This is a genomic window from Actinacidiphila sp. DG2A-62 (genome assembly GCF_035825295.1).
Lineage (GTDB): Bacteria > Actinomycetota > Actinomycetes > Streptomycetales > Streptomycetaceae > Actinacidiphila.
Window position 1 is genome coordinate 6,068,156 of record NZ_JAYMGI010000002.1, and the last position, 22,377, is coordinate 6,090,532.

Below are 22,377 nucleotides of genomic sequence, written 5' to 3' on the forward strand. Positions count from 1 at the left end.
GGCTGATCACCGGAACAAATGCTACCGGCACCGCGCAAGAGGGACTCGGTCGGCGTTACGCGCCGGCGCTGTAGCGGAACCAGTCGAAGTCCGCGTGGCGGTGCGGTCGCCGCAGGCCCGTGCGGTGCGGTCCGGCGGTACCGGAATCCGCGCCGGCGTGCAGGGTCGCGTACGGGCCGAGGAAGACGCCGGTGAAGCCGCCCGCCGCCTGGCTGCTGAGGAAACGGCCGTCCACGGCGCCCAACTCCCGCTCCGCGTCGGTCCCCTGGGCGCACCAGAAGGCGTACTCCTGGCCGCGGGCGCGGACCGTGAGCCGCACCGGCCCGTCCCGCAGCGGGAGTTCGGCGACCACGCGGGTCCGGCCCGCGCGCCGTTCGGTCAGCCGGGCGGACGGGTGGCCGGCCGCGTCCCGGGTGATGAGCGCGGTGAGGTGGTTGTCGGGGTTCTGCAGCACCGCGAGGCCGGCCGCCTCGCCCGCCGTCATCGGCGCGAAGTCGAGCGACGTGCTCGCCGTGAAGTGGTGGTGCTGCTGTCTGCGGCCGACGAACGCGGGGGTGGCCGGCTCCGCGAGGGTGCTCGGCAGCAGCCGCAGCCGCAGGTGGCCGGGGCGCGCGGACAGGCTCGCCGCCTCGCCGAGCGGCCCGCGCAGCGTGCACCACTGCGGGCCGAGCACCGGACCGTCGAAGTGGTCCACCGGATCGGCCGACGGCCACGGGCAGGGCGCGAGGCCGATCAGCGTGCGCTCCTCCAGGCGTCCCACGCCCGGGTTGACGACCGGCCAGCCGTCCTCCCAGGCCACCCGCGCCACGAACGTCTCCCGGCCCAGGTTGGCGTACCGCCCGCCGTGCATCCGCGAGGCGAGCAGCAGCGCGTACCAGTCGCCGCCGGGGGTGTCGACGAGGTCCGCGTGGCCGGCGCCGGAGACCGGGTGGCCCAGGCCCAGGTGCCGGTGGGTGAGCACCGGGTTGCCCGGGTGGTTCTCGTACGGCCCGGCGACGTGCCGGCTGCGGGCCACGGTCACCGCGTGGCCGTGGTCGGTGCCGCCCTCGGCCAGCACCAGGTAGTACGTGTCGGCGCGGCGGTACAGGTGCGGGCCCTCGGCCCAGACCGCGCCGACCAGCGCGCCGCGGAACAGGACGTGGTCGGGCCCGGTCAGCCGGCCGGTCGCCGGGTCGAGGGCGCGCAGCCAGATCTCGCAGTGGCCGGCGGCGTCGGTCTGCCGGGTGCCGAGCAGGTACACCGAACCGTCGTCGTCGAAGAAGAGCGAGGGGTCGAAGCCCGGGGCCTGCGGCAGCCACACCGGGTCCGACCAGTCGCCGGCCGGATCGTCGGCGGTGAGCAGGAAGTTCCCCGACGTGCCGAGCCCGTCGACCAGCGTGCACACCAGGTGGAAGCGGCCGGCGGCGAACCGCAGCGTCGGCGCGTACAGCCCGCCGGAGGGGCGCACGCCGGTCAGCGAGAGCTGTTCCGCGCGGTCCACCGCGTGCCCGATCGGCCGCCAGTGCGCCAGGTCCCTGCTGTGGTGCAGCGGGATGCCGGGGAAGAACTCGAAGGAGGAGTTGGCCAGGTAGTAGTCCTCGCCGACCCGGCAGACCGAGGGGTCCGGGTGGAAACCGGGGAGCACGGGATTGGCGGCGAAGAAGGTCACGGGCGGCGGCGAAACTTTCGTTGATCTTCCGAAACTTGCTGGACGACCGTAGAATCGGCGGCGCGCCGGCGTCAAGAGCCGCGCGGCGGCGAGGAGGCACGGTGACGACGGACGGTTCCGGGGAGCGGGCCGGGAACGCCCGTTCCGGCGAAGGGGCCGGCGACGCCCGTTCCGGCGAGCGGGCGAGCGAGGCCGCCGGCGGGCCCGGCGGCCGGGTGACGATCGCGGACATCGCCCGCGAGGCCGGCGTCTCGCTGCCGACCGTCTCACGGGTCCTCAACGGCCGCACCGACGTGGCGGCGTCCACCCGGCGCCGGGTCGAGGACCTGCTCGCCCGGCACGGCTACCGGCGCCGCGCCTCGCGCACCGCCTCCCGCGCGCACCTGATCGACCTGGTCTTCAACGACCTGGACAGCCTGTGGGCGGTGGAGATCCTGCGCGGCGTGGAGAAGGTCGCGCACGACGCGGGCGTCGGCGCCGTGGTCTCGGCGGTGCACCACCAGCAGTGGTCGGCGCAGCAGTGGCTGGCCGGCATCCGCTCCCGCAACTCCGACGGCGCGATCCTGGTGACCTCGGAGTTCGCACCCCAACTCCACGCGGAGCTGCGGCGGTTGGGGATGCCCGCGGTGGTCATCGACCCGGCCGGGGTGCCGACCTTCGACATCCCGACCATCGGCGCGACCAACTGGGCGGGCGGGCGCAGCGCGGTGGAGCACCTGCTGGCGCTCGGACACCGCAGGATCGGCGTCATCACCGGCCCGTCGGCCGTGCTGTGCAGCCGCGCCCGGCTCGACGGCTACCGCACCGCGCTGGACTCGGCCGGCGCCGAGACCGACGAACTCCTGGTCCGCGAGGGCGACTTCTCGCACGAGTCGGGCTTCGTGCACGGCACCGCGCTGCTCGGTCTGGAACGCCCGCCGACCGCGGTCTTCGCCTCCAGCGACCAGATGGCGCTCGGTGTGTACGAGGCGGCGCGGCGGCACGGGCTGCGCATCCCGGACGACCTCAGCGTGGTCGGCTTCGACGACCTGCCGCAGGCACGCTGGTCGCCGCCGCCGCTGACCACGGTCCGCCAGCCGCTGGCCGAGATGGGCGCGACCGCGGCCCGCGCGCTGCTCGACCTCGCCGACGGACAGACCCCCGACAGCCTGCGGATGGAGCTGGCCACCCACATCGTCGTCCGCCACAGCACGGCCGCGCCCCGCGCCTGAGCGCGGCGGCGCCGCGCTGCTCCGGCGCGCCGACCGCTGCTCCCGCGCCCTCCGCGGGTCCTGCGCCGACCCCTGCTCCCGCGCCCGCCGCGGGCCCGGCCGGCGTCCGCTACTCCCGCGCCGGCGCGGGGAACGCCACGCTCCGGCCCGGCAGGATCTCCTCGACGTAGGAGCGCACCGTCGCGTCCAGGCCGACGTCGTGCTGGGCCCGCTCCAAGAGGTACCAGCGGTGCTCCAGCAACTCGTGGTAGATCTGCGCCGGTTCCATGCCGGCGCGCAGCTCCTGCGGCACCGCGCGCACCGCGGGCCGGAAGACGTCGCGGACCCAGCGGTGCGCCAGCACCTCGGGCCGCGCGCCGAGCCCGCCGCCGGCCCCTCCCGCGGGCCCGCCCGCCGCTCCCGCGGGCCCGCCCGCCTCGTAGTCCTCCTGCGTGGCCATCCACTGCTCCAGGTCGTTGAGCAGGCTGCGGGCCTGGTTCTCCTCGGTGTCCAGGCCGGTCAGCCGCAGCAGCTGGCGCTGGTGGTGGCCGGCGTCCACCACCTTGGGCAGGAAGGTCACGGTGTCGCCGGCCGGCGAGCGCTGGATCTGCATCTCGGCGACGTCGAAGCCGAGGTCGTTCAGCCGCCGGATCCGCCGGTCGATGTAGTGCCGCTTGCTCGCCGGGTACACCGACTCACGGGTCAGCTCCCGCCACAGGTCGGCGTACCGGGTGGCGATGGCCTCGCCGAAGGTGACCGGGTCCACCGAGGGGTGCAGCGAGCCGCCGGCCTCCAGGTCCATCAGCTCGCCGGCGATGTTCACCCGGGCCAGCTCGATGTCGTACTCGCGCTGCCCGGTGGACAGCGTCGGGTGCAGCTGACCGGTCTCGGCGTCCACCAGGTACGCGGCGAACGCCCCCGCGTCGCGCCGGAAGAGGGTGTTGGACAGCGAGCAGTCGCCCCACGCGAAGCCCACCAGGTGCAGCCGCACCAGCAGCACGGCCAGCGCGTCCAGCAGCCGGTTGACGGTGCCGGGCCGCATCGTCGTCTCGAACATCGAGCGGTACGGCAGCGAGCCGTGCAGGTGCCGGGTCACCAGCACCGGCTCCAGCGGCTCGCCGGCCGCGTCGGTGCGGCCGGTGACCACCGCGATCGGGTCCACCGCCGGGATGCCGAGCCGGTCCAGGTCACGCAGCAGCCCGTACTCGCGGACCGCCGCCCACTCGCTGACCTCCTTGACCGCCACCACCTCCGCGCCGGCCCTGGCGAACCGCACCACGTGCCGGGAGATGCCGCGGGGCAGCGCGACCAGCGCCTCGTCCGGCCACTCCTCCAGCGGCACCGACCAGTCCAGGTCCAGCAGCGCCGAGGGGTGCTCGGCGTCGAACGCGCGTATCTGCAGGGGCATGGCCACAGCCTAGGCGGCCCGCCCGGACGGGCCCCCGCGCGGCCGGAGCACGGCCACCGTCCGTGACCGGCGCCGCGGCCCGGGGACGCCGCCCGGCCGGCCCGGCGCCGCATCCGATCCCCGTTCCGGGAATAATTTCGGGCGCGTCCCGCGTAAACCGTGCGACCACTACCGGAATTGTGCGCCGGGGCGTTTTTCCGCCGTTCAGGCCGGTGGCCGGCCCCCGCCCAGAGGGCATTCTGGAAGAGGTACGCATCGTTCCCGTACAGCCATTCTCTGACTCAGGTCTCATAGAGGAGGAATGGATGTACGACTACGTCATCGTGGGCGCCGGTTCCGCAGGCAGTGTGCTGGCCGCCCGGCTCAGTGAGGACCCCAACGTCAGCGTCTGCGTGATCGAGGCCGGTGGGGCCGACACCTCGCCCAACATCCACACCCCGGCGGGGCCGGCAAGCTCTTCAGGACCGAGGTCGACTGGGACTACGACACCCACGACGAGCCCTTCGTCAACGGCCGCCGCATCTTCCTGCCGCGCGGACGCGTCCTGGGCGGCACCAGCGCGCTCAACGGCATGCTCTACATCCGCGGCGCCAAGAAGGGCTACGACGCCTGGAACCAGCCGGGTTGGAGCTACGCCGAGCTGCTGCCCTACTTCAAGCGCGCCGAGGACAACGAGCGCGGCGAGTCCAAGTACCACGGCGCGGGCGGCCCGCTGGCGGTCTCCGAGAGCCGGTCGAAGAACCCGATGACGGCCGCCTTCGTCGAGGCGGCCATCGAGGCGGGCTACGCCGCCAATGACGACTTCAACGGCGAGGAGCAGGACGGCTTCGGCTACTACCAACTTACTCAGCGCAACGGCCGACGCTGGAGCACCGCGGTGGCGTATCTGCACCCGGCGGAGCCCCGGCCCAACCTGAAGGTCGAGACCAACCTGCAGGTCCACCGCGTGCTGGTGGAGAACGGCCGCGCCGTCGGCGTGGTCGGCCGCAAGTTCGGCGAGGAGGTGGAGATCCGCGCCGAGCGCGAGGTGATCCTCTCCGCGGGCGCGTACAACACCCCGCAGCTGCTGCAGCTGTCCGGCATCGGCCCGGGCTGGCTGCTGAACGCGCTGAACATCCCGGTGGTGCTGGACCAGCCGCAGGTCGGCCAGAACCTCCAGGACCACACCCATGTCTTCCTCGTGTTCGCCCACGACGAGCCGATCAGCCTGCTGTCGGCCGGCAGCCCGGAGAACGTCCGGCTGTTCATGGAGGAGGGCCGCGGCCCGCTGACCTCCAACATCCCCGAGTCCGGCGGCTACGTCAGGACCCGCGAGGACACCTACGGCCCCGACACCCAGTTCCACTGCGCCCCGGTGATGTTCAAGGACGGCGGCCTCGGCATCCCCGACGCGCACGCCATCTCCTTCTCCTCCGGCTACCTCTTCCCGGAGAGCCGCGGCATGGTCACCCTGGGCTCCGAGGACCCGACCGCCAAGCCGCGCATCCAGCACAACTACTTCGCGGAGCCCGGCGACCTGGACGCGGCCGTCGAGAGCTTCAAGGTCAACCTGGAGATCAGCCGCCAGAAGGCGCTGAGCCAGTTCACCACCACCGCGGTCGGCGGGCCCGAGGGCGAGTCGGACGCCGAGCTGCGCGAGCACATCCGCCGCAACACCCAGACGCTGTACCACGCGGCCGGAACCGCCGCCATCGGCAGCGTCGTGGACACCGACCTCAAGGTCATCGGCGTGGACGGGCTGCGCGTCGTGGACGCGTCGGTCATCCCGACCGTCTTCTGCAACCCCAACGCCCCCATCATCGCCATCGCCGAGAAGGCCGCCGACCTCATCAAGGGCGTCACGCCGCTGCCCGCCGCCGAACTCTGAGGTCGCGCCCCGTCACGCATCCGCCTCCCCGGACCTGGCTCCGCCGAACCAGCAACGCTGAAGGGAAAACCCGTATGTCCAGCACCGTTTCCGTCGCCGCGGAAGACGTGGCGGCGGTCCAGGCCGTCCCCGCCCGCATGATCGCGGCATGGTCGAAGAACGACGCCGACGCCTTCGCCGACCTGTTCACCGAGGACGGGTCGATGGTCCTGCCCGGTGACGTGTACCTCAACACCCGCGAGGAGATCCGCGCCTTCATGTCGAAGGCCTACGCGGGCCCGTACCAGGGCACCCGCGTGACCGGCTCCCCGCTCTCCGCGAAGTTCATCAACCAGGACTCCGGCGTGCTGGTCACCCAGGGCGGCGTCCTCTACGGCGACGAGACCGACGTCACCGAGGCCAACAAGATCCGGGCCACCTGGGTGCTCGCCAAGAAGGACGGCGCCTGGTTCATCACCGCCTACCACAACAGCCCCGTCCAGACGGGCTGACCCCCAACAAGCGATCTAGGAGGTGGCCGCGCATGGGCGGCTATATCGGTGACCGCGCAATCGTTCTCGGTGGCAGCATCGGCGGACTCCTGGCGGCGAGGGCGCTCAAGGACTCGTACCGCGAGGTGCTGATCATCGACCGCGACGAGATGGTCGGTGTGACCGGCGCGCGCCGCAGCACCCCGCACTCGTTCCACGCGCAGGCGCTGCTGGCCCGCGGCCAGCAGGCGCTGGAGGAGCTGTTCCCGGGCATCACCGCCGAGCTGAGCGCGGCCGGCGTGCCCACCGGGGACATCGGCGCCGACCTGCGCTGGCTGGTCAACGGACGGCAGATGAAGCAGACCTACACCGGTCTGGTCTGCCTGGCCGCCCCGCGGACCATCATGGAGAGCCACCTGCGGGCCCGGGTCGAGGCCTGGCCCAACGTCCGCTTCCAGGAGTGGACCGACATCCTCGGCCTGGAGGCCAACGCGGACCGCAGCCGGGTGATCGGCGTGCGCGTGCTGCGCCAGGCCGCAGGCAGCAACGAGGAGATCATCAAGGGCGACCTGATCCTGGACTCCACCGGCCGCGGCTCCCGCAGCCCCATATGGCTGAAGGAGCTGGGCTACCCCGAGGTGCCCGAGGACAAGGTCAAGATCGGTCTGGGCTACGCGACCCGGCACTACCGCCTGCCCACCGACTACCTCGGCCACAACCTGGCGATCGTCCTCGCGCCCACCCCGGCGCACCCCCGCGGCGCCATCTTCGCACGGGAGACCCCGCTGTCCGACACGGACTCCCGCTACCTGCTCACCCTCAACGGCGTGATGGGCGACCACCCGCCGACCGACCCGGAGGGCTTCCTGGAGTTCGCCAGGTCGCTGCCCAACCCGGACATCTACAACGCCATCAAGGACGCCGAGCCGCTCGACGACCCGGTGCACTTCCGCTTCCCGGCCAGCCGGTGGCGGCGGTACGAGAAGATGTCCAGGTTCCCCGCCGGCTACCTGGTGATGGGCGACGCCGTGCACAGCCCCAACCCGGTGTACGCCCAGCCGATCACCATCACCGCGGTGACCACGCTGCGGCTGCTGAAGTACCTGGAGCGGGGCGTCGAGCCCAACCCGCTGGAGTTCTTCAAGCACCTGGGCCAGTACATCGACATCGCCTGGGACATCACCACCGCCTCCGACCTGGCCCACCCGGGCATCGAGGGCACCCGCAGCCTGAAGTACCGGTTCATGACCGGGTACATCGGCCGGCTGCGGGCGGCGGCGGTCAACGACGGTTCGCTCACCGGCGACTTCCTGCGGGTGGCCGGCCTGGTGGACCGTCCGGAGAAGCTGATGAAGCCCTCCACGGTGTTGAAGGTGCTGCTCAACTCCTCGCGGAAGCCCGACTTCAAGGGCCTTCCCGGACAGGCGCGAATTCCCGGCGCGCTGGAGCCCTCCGTGCGACAATAACGCGGGACCGTGAAATACCCACGTAGCCTGTCCGGTTGAGGACAGGCTACGTGTTCGAAATGCCAACGGTCCGGCGTATCGTCCGTCATTGGAGGAAATTCATGGGCAAGACCGCGGTCATTCGTTACGAAACCAAGCCCGAGGCCGCCGACGAGAACCAGCGTGTCGTCGAGCAGGTTTTCGCCGAACTGGCCGAAACGCAGCCGGAAGGCCTGCGCTACGCCACTTTCCGGCTGGACGACGGCGTGACCTTCGTGCACATCGTGTCCACGGAGGGCGACGCCGACCCGCTGCCGCAGCTGGCCGCGTTCCAGGCGTTCCAGAAGGGTCTGGGCGAGCGGCTGGCCGGCAAGCCGAGCCGCGGCGCGGCCCACGTGGTGGGCTCCTACAAGTTCCTGAGCGAGTGACGATCCGGCCGCCGTGGCGGCCGGGGAACTGACACCGGTGGTGCAGACGGATGCGGAGACGGCCGCATCCGCCGGCACCACCGGAGCTTTTCTCGGGGCCGCGAGCCCCGGAAGCGGAAGTCCCGGGGCCGGGGCCCCGGGACCGGTGCCGGAGGGTCAGAGCTTGAGCGACCGGCCGAAGGTCCGGACGTCGCCGACGAACTGCGCGGGCCGCTCCAGCGAGGCGAAGTGCCCGCCGGACTCGAACTCGGTCCAGTGCGTGATGGTGGCGTTGTCCCGCTCGGCGAACTTCCTGATGCCCACGAAGATGTCGTGCGGGAAGATCGCGACGCCCAGCGGCACGGTCAGCGCCGGCGGGTTCCCGGACCGGGTGAAGATCATCTTGATCAGCTCGGCGCCCTCGAAGTAAAGGTTCGCGGAGGAGCCCGCGGTCCCGGTCAGCCAGTAGAGCATCACATTGGTGAGCAGCAGGTCGCGGTCGACCGCGTCCTCGGGCAGCGGCGTCGACGGGTCGGTCCAGTCCTTGAACTTCTCGATGATCCAGGCGAGCTGGCCCACCGGCGAGTCGGTCAGACCGTAGGCGAGGGTCTGCGGCCGGGTGGTCTGGATCTTCATGTAGCCGGAGAACTCCGCGTCGTACTGGGCCAGTCGGGCCAGCCGCGCGCCGTCCTGCTCGGTCAGCGAGGCCATCTCGGCCGGGTCGCCGGACGGGACCGTGATCATCATGTTGACGTGCACGCCCGCCACGTGGTCCGGGTGGGTCCTGGCCAGCTCGACGGCGATCACCGCGCCGACGTCGCCGCCCTGCGCGACGTAGCGCTCGTAGCCCAGCTCGGTCATCAGGGTGTCCCACGCGTCGGCGATGCGGTGCACGCCCCAGCCGGCCTCGGGGACCGGACCGGAGAAGCCGAAGCCGGGGATCGAGGGGATCACCACGTGGAAGGCGTCGGCCGGGTCGCCGCCGTGCGCCCGCGGGTCGGTCAGCGGGCCGATGACGTCCAGGAACTCGACGAAGGAGCCGGGCCAGCCGTGGGTGATGATCAACGGCTTGGCGTCCGGCTCCGGCGAGCGCACATGCAGGAAGTGCACGCGCGTGCCGTCGATCTCGGTGGTGAACTGCGGGAAGGTGTTCAGCCGCGCCTCGGCGGCCCGCCAGTCGTAGCCGTCCTTCCAGTAGGCGGCCAGGTCCTTCAGATAGTCCAGGGGGACGCCGCGGCTCCAGCCCGAACCGGGGATCTCCGCGGGCCAGCGCGTTCCCGCCAGCCGTTCGCGCAGGTCGTCGAGGGCGGACTCGGGAATGTCGATGCGGAAGGGGATCACGTGCGGCACCTTTCGGGTGTTCGCGGATGGTCTTACGATTTCCGCCTCTCGGGGTCCCCTGCCGCTACTCGGTGCTTGCGGAGATCGTCACCGCGGCTCAGGCGACGGCCACCGGCCGCTGCGGCTTCAGCGCGCGGATCAGCCGGTCCACCACGCCGGTGTCGCCGGTCAGCCGCAGATCGCCGCTGGCGGTCGCCTCGGCCACCGGCCGCCGGCCCTTGAGCACCGCGGTCAGCGTCTCCAGGTCGCTCTCCATCGACGCGTCCGGGCGCGCGGCCGTGCCGCGCTCCACCTCCAGCTCGCCGTCGGCCACCCGCACGGTGAAGGCGTCGTCGCCGACGGTGAACTCGTAGGTCGCCCGCAGGTCGCCGCCGACCTCGGCGTCGAACAGCGAGCGCTGCCAGAGCATCAGCGAGTCCACGCTGCGGTAGGGCTCGCTGGCGATCGGCGACCTGGCGCCCCAGCGGCCGAGGTCCAGCAGCACCTGCTCCAGCTCCTGGCCCCACTCGGTCAGCTCGTACACCCGGGAACCGGCCGGCGGACCCAGCTTGCGGCGGCGCACCAGGCCGGAGTCCTCCAGCTCGCGCAGGCGCAGCGCCAGCACGTTGGGGCTGACTCCCGGCATGCCGCTGTGCAGGTCGGTGAAGCGCTTCGGGCCGAGGAGCAGCTCCCGCACCACGATCAGAGCCCAGCGCTCCCCGATCAGATCGAGCGCCCGCGCGATGCCGCATCCGTCGGAGTACGTGCGCTTCGTCGCCATGTCGATCAACTCCCGGCCGAGAGGTGGAGCCCCTGCTGAGGGGCTGGACCGCGTGGTCCATCGGCAACAGGTTACACCTCAAGAGCAGCTAGTTGTACTTTAGGAGTAAGACCGACTAGAGTGCAAGGAACTGCTAGTAAGTCACTACAGCTCCTGGAGGAGCCATGGCCGCAGGTGCGCCGACGGCAGCCCCGGCATCGGGGATGACCACAACACAGAAATGGGTACTTGGCCTGGCCTCGCTGGGCTCGTTCATGGTGGCGCTGGACTCGCTGGTGGTGACCACAGCGCTCAGCACGATCCACAAGGACCTGCACGCGTCCCTCGCCTCGCTCGAGTGGACGGTGAACGCGTACAGCCTCACCTTCGCGGTGCTGCTGCTCAGCGGCGCGGCGCTCGGCGACAAGTTCGGCCGGCGGCGGATGTTCGTCGGCGGCCTGGCGCTGTTCACCCTGGCCTCCGCGGCCTGCGCGCTGTCCACCAGCATCGGCCCCCTGATCGCCTTCCGCGCGGTGCAGGGCGCCGGAGCCGCGATCGTGCTGCCGCTGGCCCTCACCCAGGTGAGCGTGGCGTTCCCGCCCCAGGTGCGCGGCAAGGCGCTGGGTCTGTTCAGTGGTCTGACCGGCCTCGCGGTCTTCTCCGGCCCGTTCATCGGCGGCGCCGTCTCGCAGGGCCTGGACTGGCAGTGGATCTTCTGGGTCAACGTCCCGATCGGCGCCGTCGCGATCGCCCTGGTGCTGGCCAAGCTCGGTGAGAGCACCGGCCCCAACATCCGCTTCGACCTGCCCGGCGTCTTCCTCGTCACCATCGGCGCGCTCGGCATCGTCTGGGCGCTGGTCCGCGGCAACGACGCGGGCTGGGGCAGCGGCGAGGTGATCGGCACGCTGATCGCCGGCGTCGTGGTCAGCGCGGTGTTCGTGGTCTACAGCTCGCGCGCCAAGACCGCGATGCTCCCGATGCGCTTCTTCAAGATCCGCACCTTCACCACCGCGAACTTCTCCAACTTCGCGCTGTACGCCTCGATGTACGGCACGCTCTTCCTGATCACCCAGTACCTGCAGAACGCCCTGGGCTACGGCCCGCTGGCGGCCGGCCTGCGGGTGATGCCCTGGACCGCGACGCTGATGGTCTGCGGCCCGATCGCGGGCAACCTGGTCGACAAGCTCGGCGAGCGGCGCTTCATGGTCACCGGCCTGACGCTCAACACCATCGGGCTCGGCTGGCTCGCCGCGATCGTCTCGCCCGACCTGAACTACGCCGAGATGGTCCTGCCGCTCATCATCAGCGGCTGCGGCCTGTCGATGGCGATGCCCGCCGCGCAGAAGTCCGTGATCGGCGCGGTCAAGCCGCAGGAGATCGGCCAGGCGTCCGGCGCCATCACCATGCTGCGCATCCTGGGCGGTGTGTTCGGCATCGCGATCATCACCGCGGTCTTCGCCGGCCACGGCAGCTTCGCGTCGCCGAAGGCGTTCACCGACGGCTTCACCGCGGCCATGGTCGGCGCGACCATCGTCTCCGGCGCCGGCGCGATCGTCGGCCTCGGCATGGCCGGCCGCAAGCCCGCCCCGCCCGCCGCCCCGCAGCAGCCGGCCCCGCCGGTCTCCACCACGACCGGCGCGGGCGCCGGCAACTGACCCACCCCTCCCGTGGGAGCCCGTCCTTCCCCGGCTGACGGGCTCCCACCCTCCCCGCGGCCTCCCGGTCCCGTGCCCCCCACACGGCGACCGGGGGGCCGCGACTTCTGTTTCTGTCGTCCGGGGGCGCGTCGGGCCGGGCGCGTCAGGCCGAGTGCGTCAGCGCGGGTGCGTCGGACCGGGTGCGTCCGGACGGGTGCGTCAGGTCGGACGCGTCAGGCCCGCGCGTCCCGCGGGTCCTCCCGCGCGTCCCGCGGGCCGTCCCCGGCCGGGGCGGCGGTGACGCCGAGGCGCGCGGCGACGCGGCGGGCGGTGAGCTCGCGCTGGACGGTGCGGGCGGCGACCACGGCCCGTACCTCCGCGAGGACGTCGGCCGGCGCGGTCCGCGGGGTGCCGGCGTCGAACGGCGGCTCGGGCGCGTACTCGACGGCGAGCTGGATCCGCTGCGCGGCCTTCGCCCCGCGCAGCTCCGCCGCCAGCAGCAGGGCGCCGTCGATCCCGGCGGTCACACCGCTGGAGGAGTACAGCGTGCCGTCGACCACGACCCGCTCGTCCACCGGCGTCGCGCCGAAGAACGGCAGCAGGTGGTGGGCCGCCCAGTGGGTGGTCGCGCGGCGGCCCCGGAGCAGGCCGGCCGCCCCGCACAGCAGCGCGCCGGTGCACACCGACAGCACCGCCGTGGCGCCGGCCGCCTGCGAGCGCAGCCAGGACAGCACCCGCTCGTCCTCCATCAGCGCCTCCTGCCCGAACCCGCCGGGCACCTGCAGCACGTCGAGCTGCGGCGCGTCCTCGATCAGCTCGTCCGCGGCCAGCCGCAGCCCGTTCACGTCGCGGACCGGTTCGAGCGTGGTCCCGTAGGTGCGGCAGGTGGTGTTCGGCAGGCGCGACAGGATCTCGTACGGCCCGGTGAGGTCGATCTGGTCGAGCCCTTCATAGAGCAGCGAACCGATCCGCAGACGGGTGTCGGGGGCGGCCAGGGGCATGGGTTCGGTCTCCACTTCGCTCCGGGGAGGTGCCCGTCCATCGTGCGGGCCCGCCGGCCCCGGCACGAGCGCCCCTGCCGACCCGTTCCGCAACTTTCCCGCCACGCGGCGCCCGGAGCGGCGGTGCGCGGCCGACTCGGACATTCCGAAGCAGAGCGGAAGCCGGCGCCACGCAGCCACCTCCACCCACCCGTGCGGCAGCCTCACGCCGTACGAGAACTGATGAAACCAAGGCCGGCCAGCCCCTCGCTCCGGCAGATCCGGTCCGACGCGCCGCCGATCTCGGTCTGGAGCAACTGGTAGGCCGCGCTGTGCGTCTGGCCCCAGTGCATGGCGGCGCGCCACAGCAGGCGGCCCAGCCTGCGGCCCCGCGCGTCGGGGAGAACGGCGAAGTACTGCGGCATCAGTTGGGCTGCCCCTGTGGGGTCGGGGCGGATCTCCATGGGCCCGATGGCACCGACCACGCGGTTGCCCAGGACGGTGGTGAGGACTGGTCCGCAACGTCCGGCATGCATCTGCCGGTCGAGGAAGGCGAATCCGTCTGCTGCCATGGCGTGGGCGAAGGTGCCGAAGGTTCGGCGTACGGGGGCGGGCCAGTCGTCGAGTGGGCGCACGGGACCGTCTGGTGCCGGGCAGCGCCGCACTGTGAAGTCCTGGAGCTGGATGCGGACGCCGCGTGGGCGCGGTGTCTCCGGGCCCAGTGGCCTGACGACGCGGGCCGTGGCAGCTCCGTGGCCGACGGCGATTTTCGCGGCGAGTTCGGCGGCCTGGTCGAGGACGTCTCCACGGTGGCCGTAGGCGAAGACCTTCACCACCCCCCGGCCACGTGTCGACAGGGTGGGAATGAGCGTCTGATCGCGCTGGTGCACCACGTCCCCGGCAAGGACGGCCTCCTGCTTCTCCGGACCCCAGCGGCGGTCCTTGTCGTACGGCAGAAAGTGCCGGTCTGCGGCTGCCGCGACGAGGGTGGCCTCGAAGAGGTCGACGGTCGCGGCGTGCGGGTGGACGGGGCCGAGGGTGGGGACGACCGGTGCGGTGAGCACGGGGCGCAGCCATTCCCAGCGGAAGAACATGCGGGCACCTTCGCGCAGTACGTGAAGGCGCTCCGGCCCGTCGACAGGACGGGCCGGAGCGCGGCCTCGTGCGGGTTGTCGTCACCGGCGTCGCAGGAACATTCCGCGCTCTCGACGACGTCGTCCAGGTCCGCGACGAGCGTCACGGCGGCCGAGGCCACCGGGGGCGCGACGCGGCGGGCACTGCTGGGCGGCCCGGACAGGGCGCAGCCCTCGCACCCTCCGGTGCGAAGCATGAGTCGGTCTGCGATCGTGCCGAGCCGTCGTAGTCCTTCGACGCCTTCGGCCATGAGGTCGATCTGGTCCTCGCGGCCGACCTTGCAGATCGAGACCTTGGCGTGAGGGTCGGCGTGGAAGAAGGTGTGGCCGGCGTTGCACCCGGCGAACGGCTTGCGCTGCCGCAGGTGCTCGGACGACTGGGCGAGGAGCGGTTCCCCGCCACCGTGGATGGTGGGCGTCATGTTCGTGTACGCGTGGTTCTCGACGTCCCACTCATTGGCGAGCGCAGCCATCGCGTCGGCCTCGTCCGCGTTGTCTTCGGTCACCACGACGTTGATGCGCAAGGGCAGGCCGGCCTCCCGTGCAGCAGCGAGCCGTTGGTCGAGATGGTGAGCATCATCCCGCAGAGCCAGGTACTTGTAGGCGTCCTGGAAATGCGGGTCCATGGTCGGTTCGCCGCCGGTGATCTGGAGCCAGAGGACACCGGCCTCGCGCATGATGTTCAGCAGCCGCACCTTGCCCTCCCGCGGGAGGCCGGAGAAGGGGCGTTCGCCGAGGTAGCAGTGCTTGCAGCCGAAGTTGCAGCCGAAATTGATCTCCCAGGATGCCCGGCAGTAGCCGTACGGAGACGGATCACGGACCAAGATGGTGCCTTGTGTGGGCAGCCCGGCCACGTTCACGCCCCAGCTCGTCCATGCGGTGTCGGACACCCAGCCCGGCACGACCTGGTCAGCCGCAGCAGCGTGCCGGAGCTGTTGGTAGTGGTCGGCAGGGATGCAAGCCCCTGCCCTGGCGCCGGGCTTGAGGAGCAGGTGCCCGTCAAGGAATGGGGAAGCGATCAGAGCGTGGGCCATCAGTGGCCCTCCTTCCGGACCGAGAAGCGTGCCGGGACGCGTACCGCCTGATGGGAGCTGGCGCGGCAGTAGATCTCACCGACCGCGTCGCAGGCGCCGCAGCCCTTGCCGGGCGAGTCGGCATACTGCGTGTCCCATGTGGCCATGGCCGGGACCGTAGGGACTCCGACTGACCGCCCGCGCGCCGATTGCGCCGGATTGTGCGAGCCCGTCTCAGTGTTGGGGCGGATTGCTCACGCGAGGTCGAGCGACGCCCGCGCGCGAGCGATGAGCCGATGCGCCGGCGCCCCGTACACCGCGCCCTCGTCGAGCCCGTCCCACGCCCGCGCGTACAGGGCGATGTCCTCGGCCGACTCCAACGTGTACTCCGTGTTGATCGTCTCGACGACGACGCGCTTCTCGTCGAACACCCAGAACCCGTGTTTCGGGCTGAGCTTGAGCTGCACCCCGAACGGCACGATGCCGAGCGCGACCGTGCTCATGCCGATCAGCCCGACGAGCCGGTCGAGCTGCCCGGCCATCACGTCACGCGGACACACCATGGCGTGAAGCACGCCTTCCCAGATCAGGACCCGGAACGTCTTCCCCCGCTCGTACAACACCTCTTGCCGCTTCATACGCGACCGAACAGCCTCGTCCGTGTCCCGCGGCGACTGCATCAACTCGGCATTCCCCACGAGCAGATGCCGGGCGTACTCCGGCGTCTGGAACAACCTCGGTACGACAGTCGCCTCGTAGCCGCGCACCGTGGACGTACGCCGGTACTCGGCAACGTACCGATCCTGCACACTCCGGTGCCCGGACGAGAGCTGCCGCCGCCACGAACGATGCTGCGACTCCAACCCTCGAAGCCGACTCTTCAAGTCGGCGGCCGCGGCCGGCGCCCCCACGGCCGCGGCCCACGCGTCGAGATCCGCAGGCGTCGCCGTCTGCTTCCCGTTCTCCAGCCGCGACACCTTCGACCGCTGCCATCCGAGCACCTCGGCAACGCCCTTCCCGTCGAACCCGGCCTCGGCGCGCAGCTCACGCAGCCGCGCTCCGAGCGCCTCACGGGCCGTCTGAAAGTCGGTGCTCACGCAGACGAACGTACCTGCGCCCACGCCTGCGCAGTAGGCGCCGCGAAATGCCAGGCGGCATCCCGGGCCTGACACGCCGCAAGTACCTCGGCGGGGTCCTCGGTCACCTCGACGCCGACCGTCGTGTCGGTGTCGTCGATGTGGAAGCGGACCAACACCCGGGAGTCGAACAACCACAGGTCGAAGTCCGGCAGTTCCAGCCGCTTCGCCTCGGACCGAGGCAACACGCAAATGTCCTCCCCGGCCTCGACGTTGCCGAGCGCGGTCGCCATGAGGAACCGCTGCCCGTCCGTCGGCGGTTCGTCGATGACCCGTACCCGTGAGAACCGCTTGCCCGCCGCCGTCTGCACCCTCACGTTGGCGTTCCAGGGGTGCCGCGGCTCCACCTCCGGGAGCACCCCCCTCATGAACGCCTTGAACCGCTGCCCCTCCCGGTCCGACGCATAGCCGCGACGCGTCTCCAACCGCCACGCCGTGTGCTCGAACTCTGTGAACAGATGGGCGATCTCGTTGAATGAGACCAGATCAGGCACCCGCGCTACTCCTTCGCCTGCTGCCCGGCATCCGGTGCGACATCCCGCAGCGCGAACCGCGCGAGCATCTCCCGCGGCACGCGCACGAACGTCTCGCCCGGCTTCACGTCCCGGAGTTGAGCGAGATGCTCGGGGTCCGTCTCTCTCTCTCGCCCTGCACGAGGATCTCGCCCGTCTCGACCACCTCGTACAACGTGGGGCAGTTGCCGTGCTCCGACGTCGTACCGATGAACCTGAGCGTCATCCGTTCGCCTCCCGTTCCGGCGGATGAGAGACCCAGGATGCTTCGGATCGCGCACGCCCGCACAGCGATTGCGACGGATTGCGCGAGTCGACCCGCCGCGAACGCGTTGCGCGCAACCAGCCCCCGGGAGTGACTCCCCTCTCCGCCCCGTCTCGGGCGAGCGGCTCGGTCACGGAGAGAGGTTAGGCCACGACGCCAGGCGCGTGCTCTACACGCCGTCCAGGGCGCGCAGCTCGTCCGCGTAGGAGACCGAGGTGCGGCGCAGGATGCCGGTGCGGCTGACCGTGTACTGGCCCATCCGGCCCAGCGGCGGCGAGTACGCGTGCACCGAGACGCTCGCGGCGGCGCGGCCGGTGATCCGGTGGATGTGGTCGGGGCCGAAGCAGTACACCTGCCCGGCGTGGACCTCGGTGGCCAGGCTCGGCCGGCCGACGGCGAGGTTGTGCTCCACCAGCGTGCCGTCGGCGACCGCCACCGCGCCGCAGGAGATGTCGTGGTCGTGCCAGCCGGTGTCGTTGCGCGGGGTCCAGCACAGCAGCCACACGTCCACGTGGGCGTCGCGGTGCAGGCAGACGTAGTGGCGGTTGTCGTCGTCGAAGGCGACGTGCCGCTGCCACAGCTCCCGGTCGGCGGCCACCGCGCGGGCCAGCCCGCGCAGCTCCCGCCGGTCCAGGACGCGCCCCGGCAGCGAGTCCAGCGTCACCGACGCGGCCACCCGCTCGAACGGCCGCGCCCCCAGCACCGGAGCGGCCTCCCGGTCCTCGGCCGAGGCCGTCGGCGCCGCCGGCGCGGACGGCGCGGAAGGCGCCGCCGGCGCGGACGACAGCGGCGACGGGGTCTGCGGAGACAACGGAGCGATCATGCGGAACCTCCTACTGAAGCGCCTCACTGATGCGCTTCAGTGAAGCGCTTCACCCGGCCGCCGGTCAAGAGCCGGCCGCGCCCGCCCAAGGTGCCGCCCAGAGCTCCGTTCAGGGTCGCCCTCGGGTCCCGCCCGGGTCGCTCTCGGGTTCCCCCCGGGTCCCCCGGCCGGTCCCGGGCCGCTCCCGGGTCCCTCCCCGGCGGGTCCCGGGCCCTTCCCCGGCCGGTCCCCGGCGGGTCCAGGGCCGGTCCCCGGCGGGTCTCCGGCCGACCCCGGCGGGTTCCCGGCCGACCCCCGGCCGGTCCCGCGCGCGGCCCCGCCCGCTGTCCGCGCCGCCCACTACAGTGGTCGGGTGCCCAATCGTCCCCAGCGGGTCACCCAGCGCGATGTCGCGGAGGAGACCGGGCTGTCCATGGCCACGGTGTCCTACGCGCTGCGCGGCATCCAGGTGCCGCCCGAGACGCAGGCGCGGGTCCGCGAGGCCGCCGAACGCCTCGGCTACCAAGCCGATCCCATCGCCCGCGCGCTCGCCTCGGGCCGCACCGACTACATCGGCGTGCTCTGCCGCTCCCTCACCGACGTATGGCAGCAGGGCACCGCCGCCGCGCTGGGCCGCCGCCTGCTCGGCGCCGGCCGGCACGCGCTGATCGTCGACGCCTCCAACGACCCGGTGCTGGAGGCCGAGTTGGCCTGGCAGCTGGCCGACCAGCGGGTGGACGCCCTGATCGTGCTGCCCGTCGACCCGGCCGCCGCGCACTGGGTGGAGGTGGCCCGGCGGACCGTCCTGGTGTCCATCGGCGACGGCCTGCCCGGCGCCTCCGCGCACGCCGAGGTCGTCTTCGACAACGACGCCGGGATCACCGACGCGCTGCACCGGCTCGCCGACTTCGGCCACCGCCGCATCGCCGTCATGACGCCGGGGGGCCTGACCACCCCCGACCGGCCCGCCGAGGTGGTGGCCGGCCGGGTGGCCCGCCGGCTGGGCCTGCGGGTCACGCTGCACCGCTCCCCGCACGACCTGGACGGCGCCGCGGCCGTCGCCCGCTCGGTGCTGACCGGCGCCGACCCGCCGACCGCCTTCCTGTGCATGGCCGACTCGATGGCCTACGGCGTCTACGCGGGCGCCCGCGCGCTGGACCTCGTGGTGCCGGACGACGTCTCGGTGGTCGGCTACGACGACCACCCGCTGTCCCGGCTGCTGACCCCGCCGCTGTCCACCTACCGCTGGCCGGTGGACCTGCTGGTCGACCTCGTGGTCGAACGCACCGTCAAGGCCATCTCCTCGGGCCGCCGCAGCCGCCGCAAGGTGCTGCCGCCGCAGGCGCAGCCGCGCGGCTCGGTCAGCCGGCCGCGCCCCGCCGGGCCGTGAGGTCTCCGCCCCGCGTTTATAACGATGAAAACGCTCTCGGCCGCCGCGTCCGGGCGAGGTGGCACCGCCTGACGGGCCGTCGGCGGCGAGCGGTCCCGTGCCGCCGCGCCCAGGTGATCGCCCCGCTCGTATGAGCAACCACCCGTGAGGCGACGCGATTTTCCACAATCTTTGCGCGAAGGGTGGACGCCGCCGGAGGCTCCTGGTTTCATGCTCCCCGGTCCAGGGTTTTCTAACGTTGCAAACAACGATGTCATGCCATCGCCCCTTCCTGGACGCCGAGTTCTCCCCACGGAGAGGTGTATCCGCAGTGAGACCAGGCAGATTCCGCACCACGAACCGACGCCGACTGACCGCCCTCGTGCCGCTGCTGATGGGCGCGGCGCTGCTGAGCCCGGCCGCGGTGGGAGCCGCCTCCGCGGCGGCGGGCGGCTCCGCGGCGCCGACTGCCGCAGGCGCCTTTGACCAGGGCCTGCGAGGGGACTACTACCTCAGCACGAACGACACGTCGCTGGACTTCGCCCAGTACAGCAGCACCGGCATCGAGCCGTCGCTGAACGTCCCGGACCTGCTGCCGACCCTGCGTACGTACGCGGGCTCCACGCTGAACGTCGCCGCCCACTGGACGGGCCGGCTCGACGTGCCGACCGGGGGCACCTACACGTTCTACATCAAGGGCGACAACGGCTTCCGGATGTCGCTCGACGGGTCCAGCGTGATCGACCACTGGACCACCGACTGGGACGTGCAGACCACCTCCGCGCCGATCACGCTCACCGCGGGCCTGCACGACCTGTCCTTCGACTACAACCAGGGCAACGGCGGCGCCTACATCACCACCGAGTGGTCGGGCCCCGGCATCAGCCGCGAGAAGATCCCCGACTCCGCGCTGCACCTGCCTGCCGGCTTCACCGAGCCGAGCGTGGACGCCGTGGTGGACACGACCGGCAGGACCGCCACCGTGCAACTGCCCGGCACGGTCGCGTCGCTGCCGGCGGACCTGACCAAGCACCTCGCGGTCATCGCCGGCACCAGCCGGTGGACGCCCGCCGTCGCGCTGAACCCCAAGGACTCCTCGCAGCTGGTGCTGACCGCGGGCGCCGACGACATCGCGGCCTCGCGCGGCTCCGACGTGCGGGTCAGCTACGACGGCGCCGGCGGTCTCGCCACCTCCGCCGGGACCGTCCCGCTGCTGTCCGGCCTGGCGAAGAACGACTCCACCTGGTACTTCGCCAGCAAGTACGCCAAGGACGTCGACACCAGCCACCCGCTGCCCGACTACCCGCGCCCGCAGCTGACCCGGTCCGACTGGAGCAACCTCAACGGGACCTGGCAGTTCCAGGCCACCGACGAGAACGCCCCGCTGCCCACCGGCAAGCTGACCGGCAAAATCCTGGTGCCGTACCCGATGGAGTCCCAGCTGTCCGGCGTGGCCGAGCACCACGACTGGTCGCTGTTCCAGCGGACCTTCACCGTCCCCGCGAACTGGCGGGTCGGCAACGGCGACCGGCTGCGGCTGAACTTCGGCGCGGTGGACTACGAGACCTGGGTCTACGTCAACGGCCAGCAGGTCGCCCACCACGTCGGCGGCTACGAGGCGTTCAGCGCCGACGTCACCGACGCCCTCACCCGGCGCGGCCCGCAGACGCTGCTGCTGAAGGTGAAGGACACCACCGACGACCAGACGCCCACCGGCAAGCAGTCCCGCAGCCCCAGCGGCATCTGGTACACGCCGACCTCCGGCATCTGGCAGACCGTGTGGCTGGAGCCGGTGCCCGAGGCCAGCATCGACTCCCTGGTGCTGACGCCGAACCTGGCCGACGACACGCTGTCGGTCACCGCGCGCCCGGCCGCCGGCACGCCCGCCTGGTCCAAGGTCACCGCGACCGCCTACGACGGCCACAAGCCGGTCGGCACGGTCACCGGCACCGCAGGCGCCGCGCTGAAGCTGAAGCTGAGGAACCCCAAGCTGTGGAGCCCGGACAGCCCGTTCCTCTACAACCTCAAGGTGACGCTGTCCAACGGCCGTTCGCACGACACGGTCGGCTCGTACTTCGGCATGCGGTCGATCTCCGTCGGCAAGGTCGGCGGGGTCAACAAGATCGAGCTGAACGGCAAGCCCACCTATGTGCTGGCCACCCTCGACCAGGGCTTCTGGCCCGACGGCATCTACACCGCGCCGACCGACCAGGCGCTGAAGTCCGACCTGGAGCTGCACAAGCAGCTCGGCTTCAACGCGGTGCGCAAGCACATCAAGGTGGAGCCGGCCCGCTGGTACTACTGGGCGGACAAGCTCGGCCTGATGGTCTGGCAGGACATGCCGAGCCGCAACGCCGGCCCGGACGCGACCGCCGCGAGCGACAAGGCGTTCACCGACCAGGTGCACGAGATCGTCGACCAGCACATCAGCACCCCGTCGATCGTCATCTGGACGATGACCAACGAGGGCTGGGGCGAGAAGACCAAGGAGGCCACGGGCGCACTGGCCGACGCGGTCAAGCAGCAGGACCCCAGCCGTCTGGTCGACCCGGCTTCCGGCGTCAACTGCTGCGCGTCCAAGGGCGATTCGGGTCGCGGTGACCTGATCGACTACCACGTCTACCACGGTCCCGCGTTCCCGTCCCCGGACGCGACCCGGGCCGCGGTGGACGGTGAGCACGGCGGGTACTCGCTGTACGTCCCCGGCCACATCCTGGGCGTCTCCGGCGGCCAGAACTACGGCGGCGACGCCTCGACCATCGCGGAGCTGACCCAGGACTACGTCGACAACACCAGCCAGCTGCTGTCCGCGGCGGCCGGCAACCTGTCCGGCTCGGTCTTCACGCAGCTCAGCGACGTCGAGGGCGAGTTGAACGGCCTGATCACCTACGACCGCGAGGTGCTCAAGGTCGAGCCCGGCCCGGTCCGCGACATCAACCGCCGCCTCATCGCGGCGGGCGCGTCCGCGGGGCAGTGAGCCGCTGACCGGTGAAGGAGCCGGTGGGCCGGAGCGAC

Annotated in this window: 18 protein-coding genes and 2 pseudogenes; 9 read left to right on the plus strand and 11 right to left on the minus strand. The window is 71.8% G+C overall.

Translation table 11 applies throughout. The features are described from left to right. Nucleotides 1–55 precede the first annotated feature (55 nt). Nucleotides 56–1,648: a glycoside hydrolase family 43 protein gene (locus tag VSR01_RS27255; protein WP_326451737.1), complete on the minus strand. Its 1,593-nt coding sequence runs from the start codon at nucleotides 1,646–1,648 to the stop codon at nucleotides 56–58. A gap of 215 nt (nucleotides 1,649–1,863) precedes the next feature. Here VSR01_RS27255 and VSR01_RS27260 point away from each other — a divergent pair, with 215 nt between their 5' ends. Continuing rightward, nucleotides 1,864–2,859, plus strand: coding sequence for a LacI family DNA-binding transcriptional regulator (locus tag VSR01_RS27260; protein WP_326453847.1), 996 nt, complete (start codon nucleotides 1,864–1,866; stop codon nucleotides 2,857–2,859). A gap of 109 nt (nucleotides 2,860–2,968) precedes the next feature. On the opposite strand, the gene VSR01_RS27265 is transcribed toward VSR01_RS27260, so the two are convergent. After that, nucleotides 2,969–4,246 carry a DUF4032 domain-containing protein gene (locus VSR01_RS27265; protein ID WP_326451738.1) on the minus strand — a complete coding sequence of 426 codons (1,278 nt, stop codon included), beginning with the start codon at nucleotides 4,244–4,246 and terminating at the stop codon, nucleotides 2,969–2,971. 305 nt (nucleotides 4,247–4,551) lie between these two features. Between VSR01_RS27265 and VSR01_RS27270 the strand changes: the two are divergent. The 5 genes and pseudogenes from VSR01_RS27270 to VSR01_RS27290 form a co-directional block, all read left to right on the plus strand. Continuing rightward, nucleotides 4,552–4,614, plus strand: a pseudogene (locus VSR01_RS27270) (hypothetical protein); the annotation flags it as partial. Between the two features lie 176 nt (nucleotides 4,615–4,790). Next, entirely contained in the window at nucleotides 4,791–6,113 is a 1,323-nt protein-coding gene (locus VSR01_RS27275; protein ID WP_326453848.1) for a GMC family oxidoreductase, read from the plus strand. A 74-nt stretch (nucleotides 6,114–6,187) separates the two neighbouring features. Continuing rightward, a complete protein-coding gene (locus VSR01_RS27280; protein ID WP_326451739.1) occupies nucleotides 6,188–6,604 on the plus strand; it encodes an SgcJ/EcaC family oxidoreductase in 417 nt (138 codons plus the stop codon). Nucleotides 6,605–6,636: 32 nt separating this feature from the next. Further along, nucleotides 6,637–8,049, plus strand: coding sequence for an FAD-dependent oxidoreductase (locus VSR01_RS27285; RefSeq protein WP_326451740.1), 1,413 nt, complete (start codon nucleotides 6,637–6,639; stop codon nucleotides 8,047–8,049). Nucleotides 8,050–8,150: 101 nt separating this feature from the next. Continuing rightward, on the plus strand, nucleotides 8,151–8,456 hold the full coding sequence (locus tag VSR01_RS27290; RefSeq protein ID WP_326451741.1) for a hypothetical protein: 306 nt from the start codon (nucleotides 8,151–8,153) through the stop codon (nucleotides 8,454–8,456). A 156-nt stretch (nucleotides 8,457–8,612) separates the two neighbouring features. Here the strand turns inward: VSR01_RS27290 and VSR01_RS27295 are convergent, their stop codons facing one another. Together VSR01_RS27295 and VSR01_RS27300 are read right to left on the minus strand one after the other, a co-directional pair. Further along, complete coding sequence (locus VSR01_RS27295; protein ID WP_326451742.1) at nucleotides 8,613–9,776, minus strand: epoxide hydrolase family protein; 1,164 nt, start codon at nucleotides 9,774–9,776, stop codon at nucleotides 8,613–8,615. Nucleotides 9,777–9,873: 97 nt separating this feature from the next. Further along, complete coding sequence (locus tag VSR01_RS27300; RefSeq protein ID WP_326451743.1) at nucleotides 9,874–10,536, minus strand: winged helix-turn-helix transcriptional regulator; 663 nt, start codon at nucleotides 10,534–10,536, stop codon at nucleotides 9,874–9,876. Between the two features lie 203 nt (nucleotides 10,537–10,739). Here VSR01_RS27300 and VSR01_RS27305 point away from each other — a divergent pair, with 203 nt between their 5' ends. After that, nucleotides 10,740–12,170, plus strand: coding sequence for an MFS transporter (locus tag VSR01_RS27305; protein WP_326451744.1), 1,431 nt, complete (start codon nucleotides 10,740–10,742; stop codon nucleotides 12,168–12,170). 215 nt (nucleotides 12,171–12,385) lie between these two features. Here VSR01_RS27305 and VSR01_RS27310 read toward each other — a convergent pair whose 3' ends face one another. From VSR01_RS27310 to VSR01_RS27340, 7 genes and pseudogenes are all read right to left on the minus strand, one after another. Continuing rightward, nucleotides 12,386–13,153, minus strand: coding sequence for a DJ-1/PfpI family protein (locus VSR01_RS27310; protein ID WP_326451745.1), 768 nt, complete (start codon nucleotides 13,151–13,153; stop codon nucleotides 12,386–12,388). 203 nt (nucleotides 13,154–13,356) lie between these two features. Continuing rightward, nucleotides 13,357–14,226 (minus strand): GNAT family N-acetyltransferase, encoded by an 870-nt coding sequence (locus VSR01_RS27315; protein WP_326451746.1) that lies wholly within the window; start codon nucleotides 14,224–14,226, stop codon nucleotides 13,357–13,359. A 1,072-nt stretch (nucleotides 14,227–15,298) separates the two neighbouring features. Next, nucleotides 15,299–15,445 (minus strand): hypothetical protein, encoded by a 147-nt coding sequence (locus VSR01_RS27320; protein ID WP_326451747.1) that lies wholly within the window; start codon nucleotides 15,443–15,445, stop codon nucleotides 15,299–15,301. 87 nt (nucleotides 15,446–15,532) lie between these two features. Continuing rightward, nucleotides 15,533–16,375: a helix-turn-helix domain-containing protein gene (locus VSR01_RS27325; protein ID WP_326451748.1), complete on the minus strand. Its 843-nt coding sequence runs from the start codon at nucleotides 16,373–16,375 to the stop codon at nucleotides 15,533–15,535. Continuing rightward, the gene (locus VSR01_RS27330) at nucleotides 16,372–16,908 is read right to left on the minus strand and encodes a DUF6879 family protein (RefSeq protein ID WP_326451749.1); all 537 of its coding nucleotides are present in this window, start codon (nucleotides 16,906–16,908) and stop codon (nucleotides 16,372–16,374) included. Before VSR01_RS27330 ends, VSR01_RS27325 begins: the two co-directional genes overlap by 4 nt. 5 nt (nucleotides 16,909–16,913) lie before the next feature. Next, nucleotides 16,914–17,152 (minus strand): annotated as a pseudogene (locus VSR01_RS37965) (hypothetical protein). Nucleotides 17,153–17,360: 208 nt separating this feature from the next. Continuing rightward, nucleotides 17,361–18,014 carry a cysteine dioxygenase gene (locus VSR01_RS27340; RefSeq protein WP_326451751.1) on the minus strand — a complete coding sequence of 218 codons (654 nt, stop codon included), beginning with the start codon at nucleotides 18,012–18,014 and terminating at the stop codon, nucleotides 17,361–17,363. A gap of 352 nt (nucleotides 18,015–18,366) precedes the next feature. Here VSR01_RS27340 and VSR01_RS27345 point away from each other — a divergent pair, with 352 nt between their 5' ends. Together VSR01_RS27345 and VSR01_RS27350 are read left to right on the plus strand one after the other, a co-directional pair. Next, nucleotides 18,367–19,383, plus strand: coding sequence for a LacI family DNA-binding transcriptional regulator (locus VSR01_RS27345; protein WP_326451752.1), 1,017 nt, complete (start codon nucleotides 18,367–18,369; stop codon nucleotides 19,381–19,383). Nucleotides 19,384–19,693: 310 nt separating this feature from the next. Further along, complete coding sequence (locus VSR01_RS27350; RefSeq protein WP_326451753.1) at nucleotides 19,694–22,339, plus strand: PA14 domain-containing protein; 2,646 nt, start codon at nucleotides 19,694–19,696, stop codon at nucleotides 22,337–22,339. Nucleotides 22,340–22,377 lie beyond the last annotated feature (38 nt).

Coding starts and splice junctions, on each gene's coding strand:
- VSR01_RS27265 (WP_326451738.1), bottom strand. CDS start 4,246: ATGCCCCTGCAGATACGCGCGTTCGACGCCGAGCACCCCTCGGCGCTG.
- VSR01_RS27280 (WP_326451739.1), top strand. CDS start 6,188: ATGTCCAGCACCGTTTCCGTCGCCGCGGAAGACGTGGCGGCGGTCCAG.
- VSR01_RS27285 (WP_326451740.1), top strand. CDS start 6,637: ATGGGCGGCTATATCGGTGACCGCGCAATCGTTCTCGGTGGCAGCATC.
- VSR01_RS27290 (WP_326451741.1), top strand. CDS start 8,151: ATGGGCAAGACCGCGGTCATTCGTTACGAAACCAAGCCCGAGGCCGCC.
- VSR01_RS27300 (WP_326451743.1), bottom strand. CDS start 10,536: ATGGCGACGAAGCGCACGTACTCCGACGGATGCGGCATCGCGCGGGCG.
- VSR01_RS27305 (WP_326451744.1), top strand. CDS start 10,740: ATGACCACAACACAGAAATGGGTACTTGGCCTGGCCTCGCTGGGCTCG.
- VSR01_RS27310 (WP_326451745.1), bottom strand. CDS start 13,153: ATGCCCCTGGCCGCCCCCGACACCCGTCTGCGGATCGGTTCGCTGCTC.
- VSR01_RS27315 (WP_326451746.1), bottom strand. CDS start 14,226: ATGTTCTTCCGCTGGGAATGGCTGCGCCCCGTGCTCACCGCACCGGTC.
- VSR01_RS27320 (WP_326451747.1), bottom strand. CDS start 15,445: ATGGCCACATGGGACACGCAGTATGCCGACTCGCCCGGCAAGGGCTGC.
- VSR01_RS27340 (WP_326451751.1), bottom strand. CDS start 18,014: ATGATCGCTCCGTTGTCTCCGCAGACCCCGTCGCCGCTGTCGTCCGCG.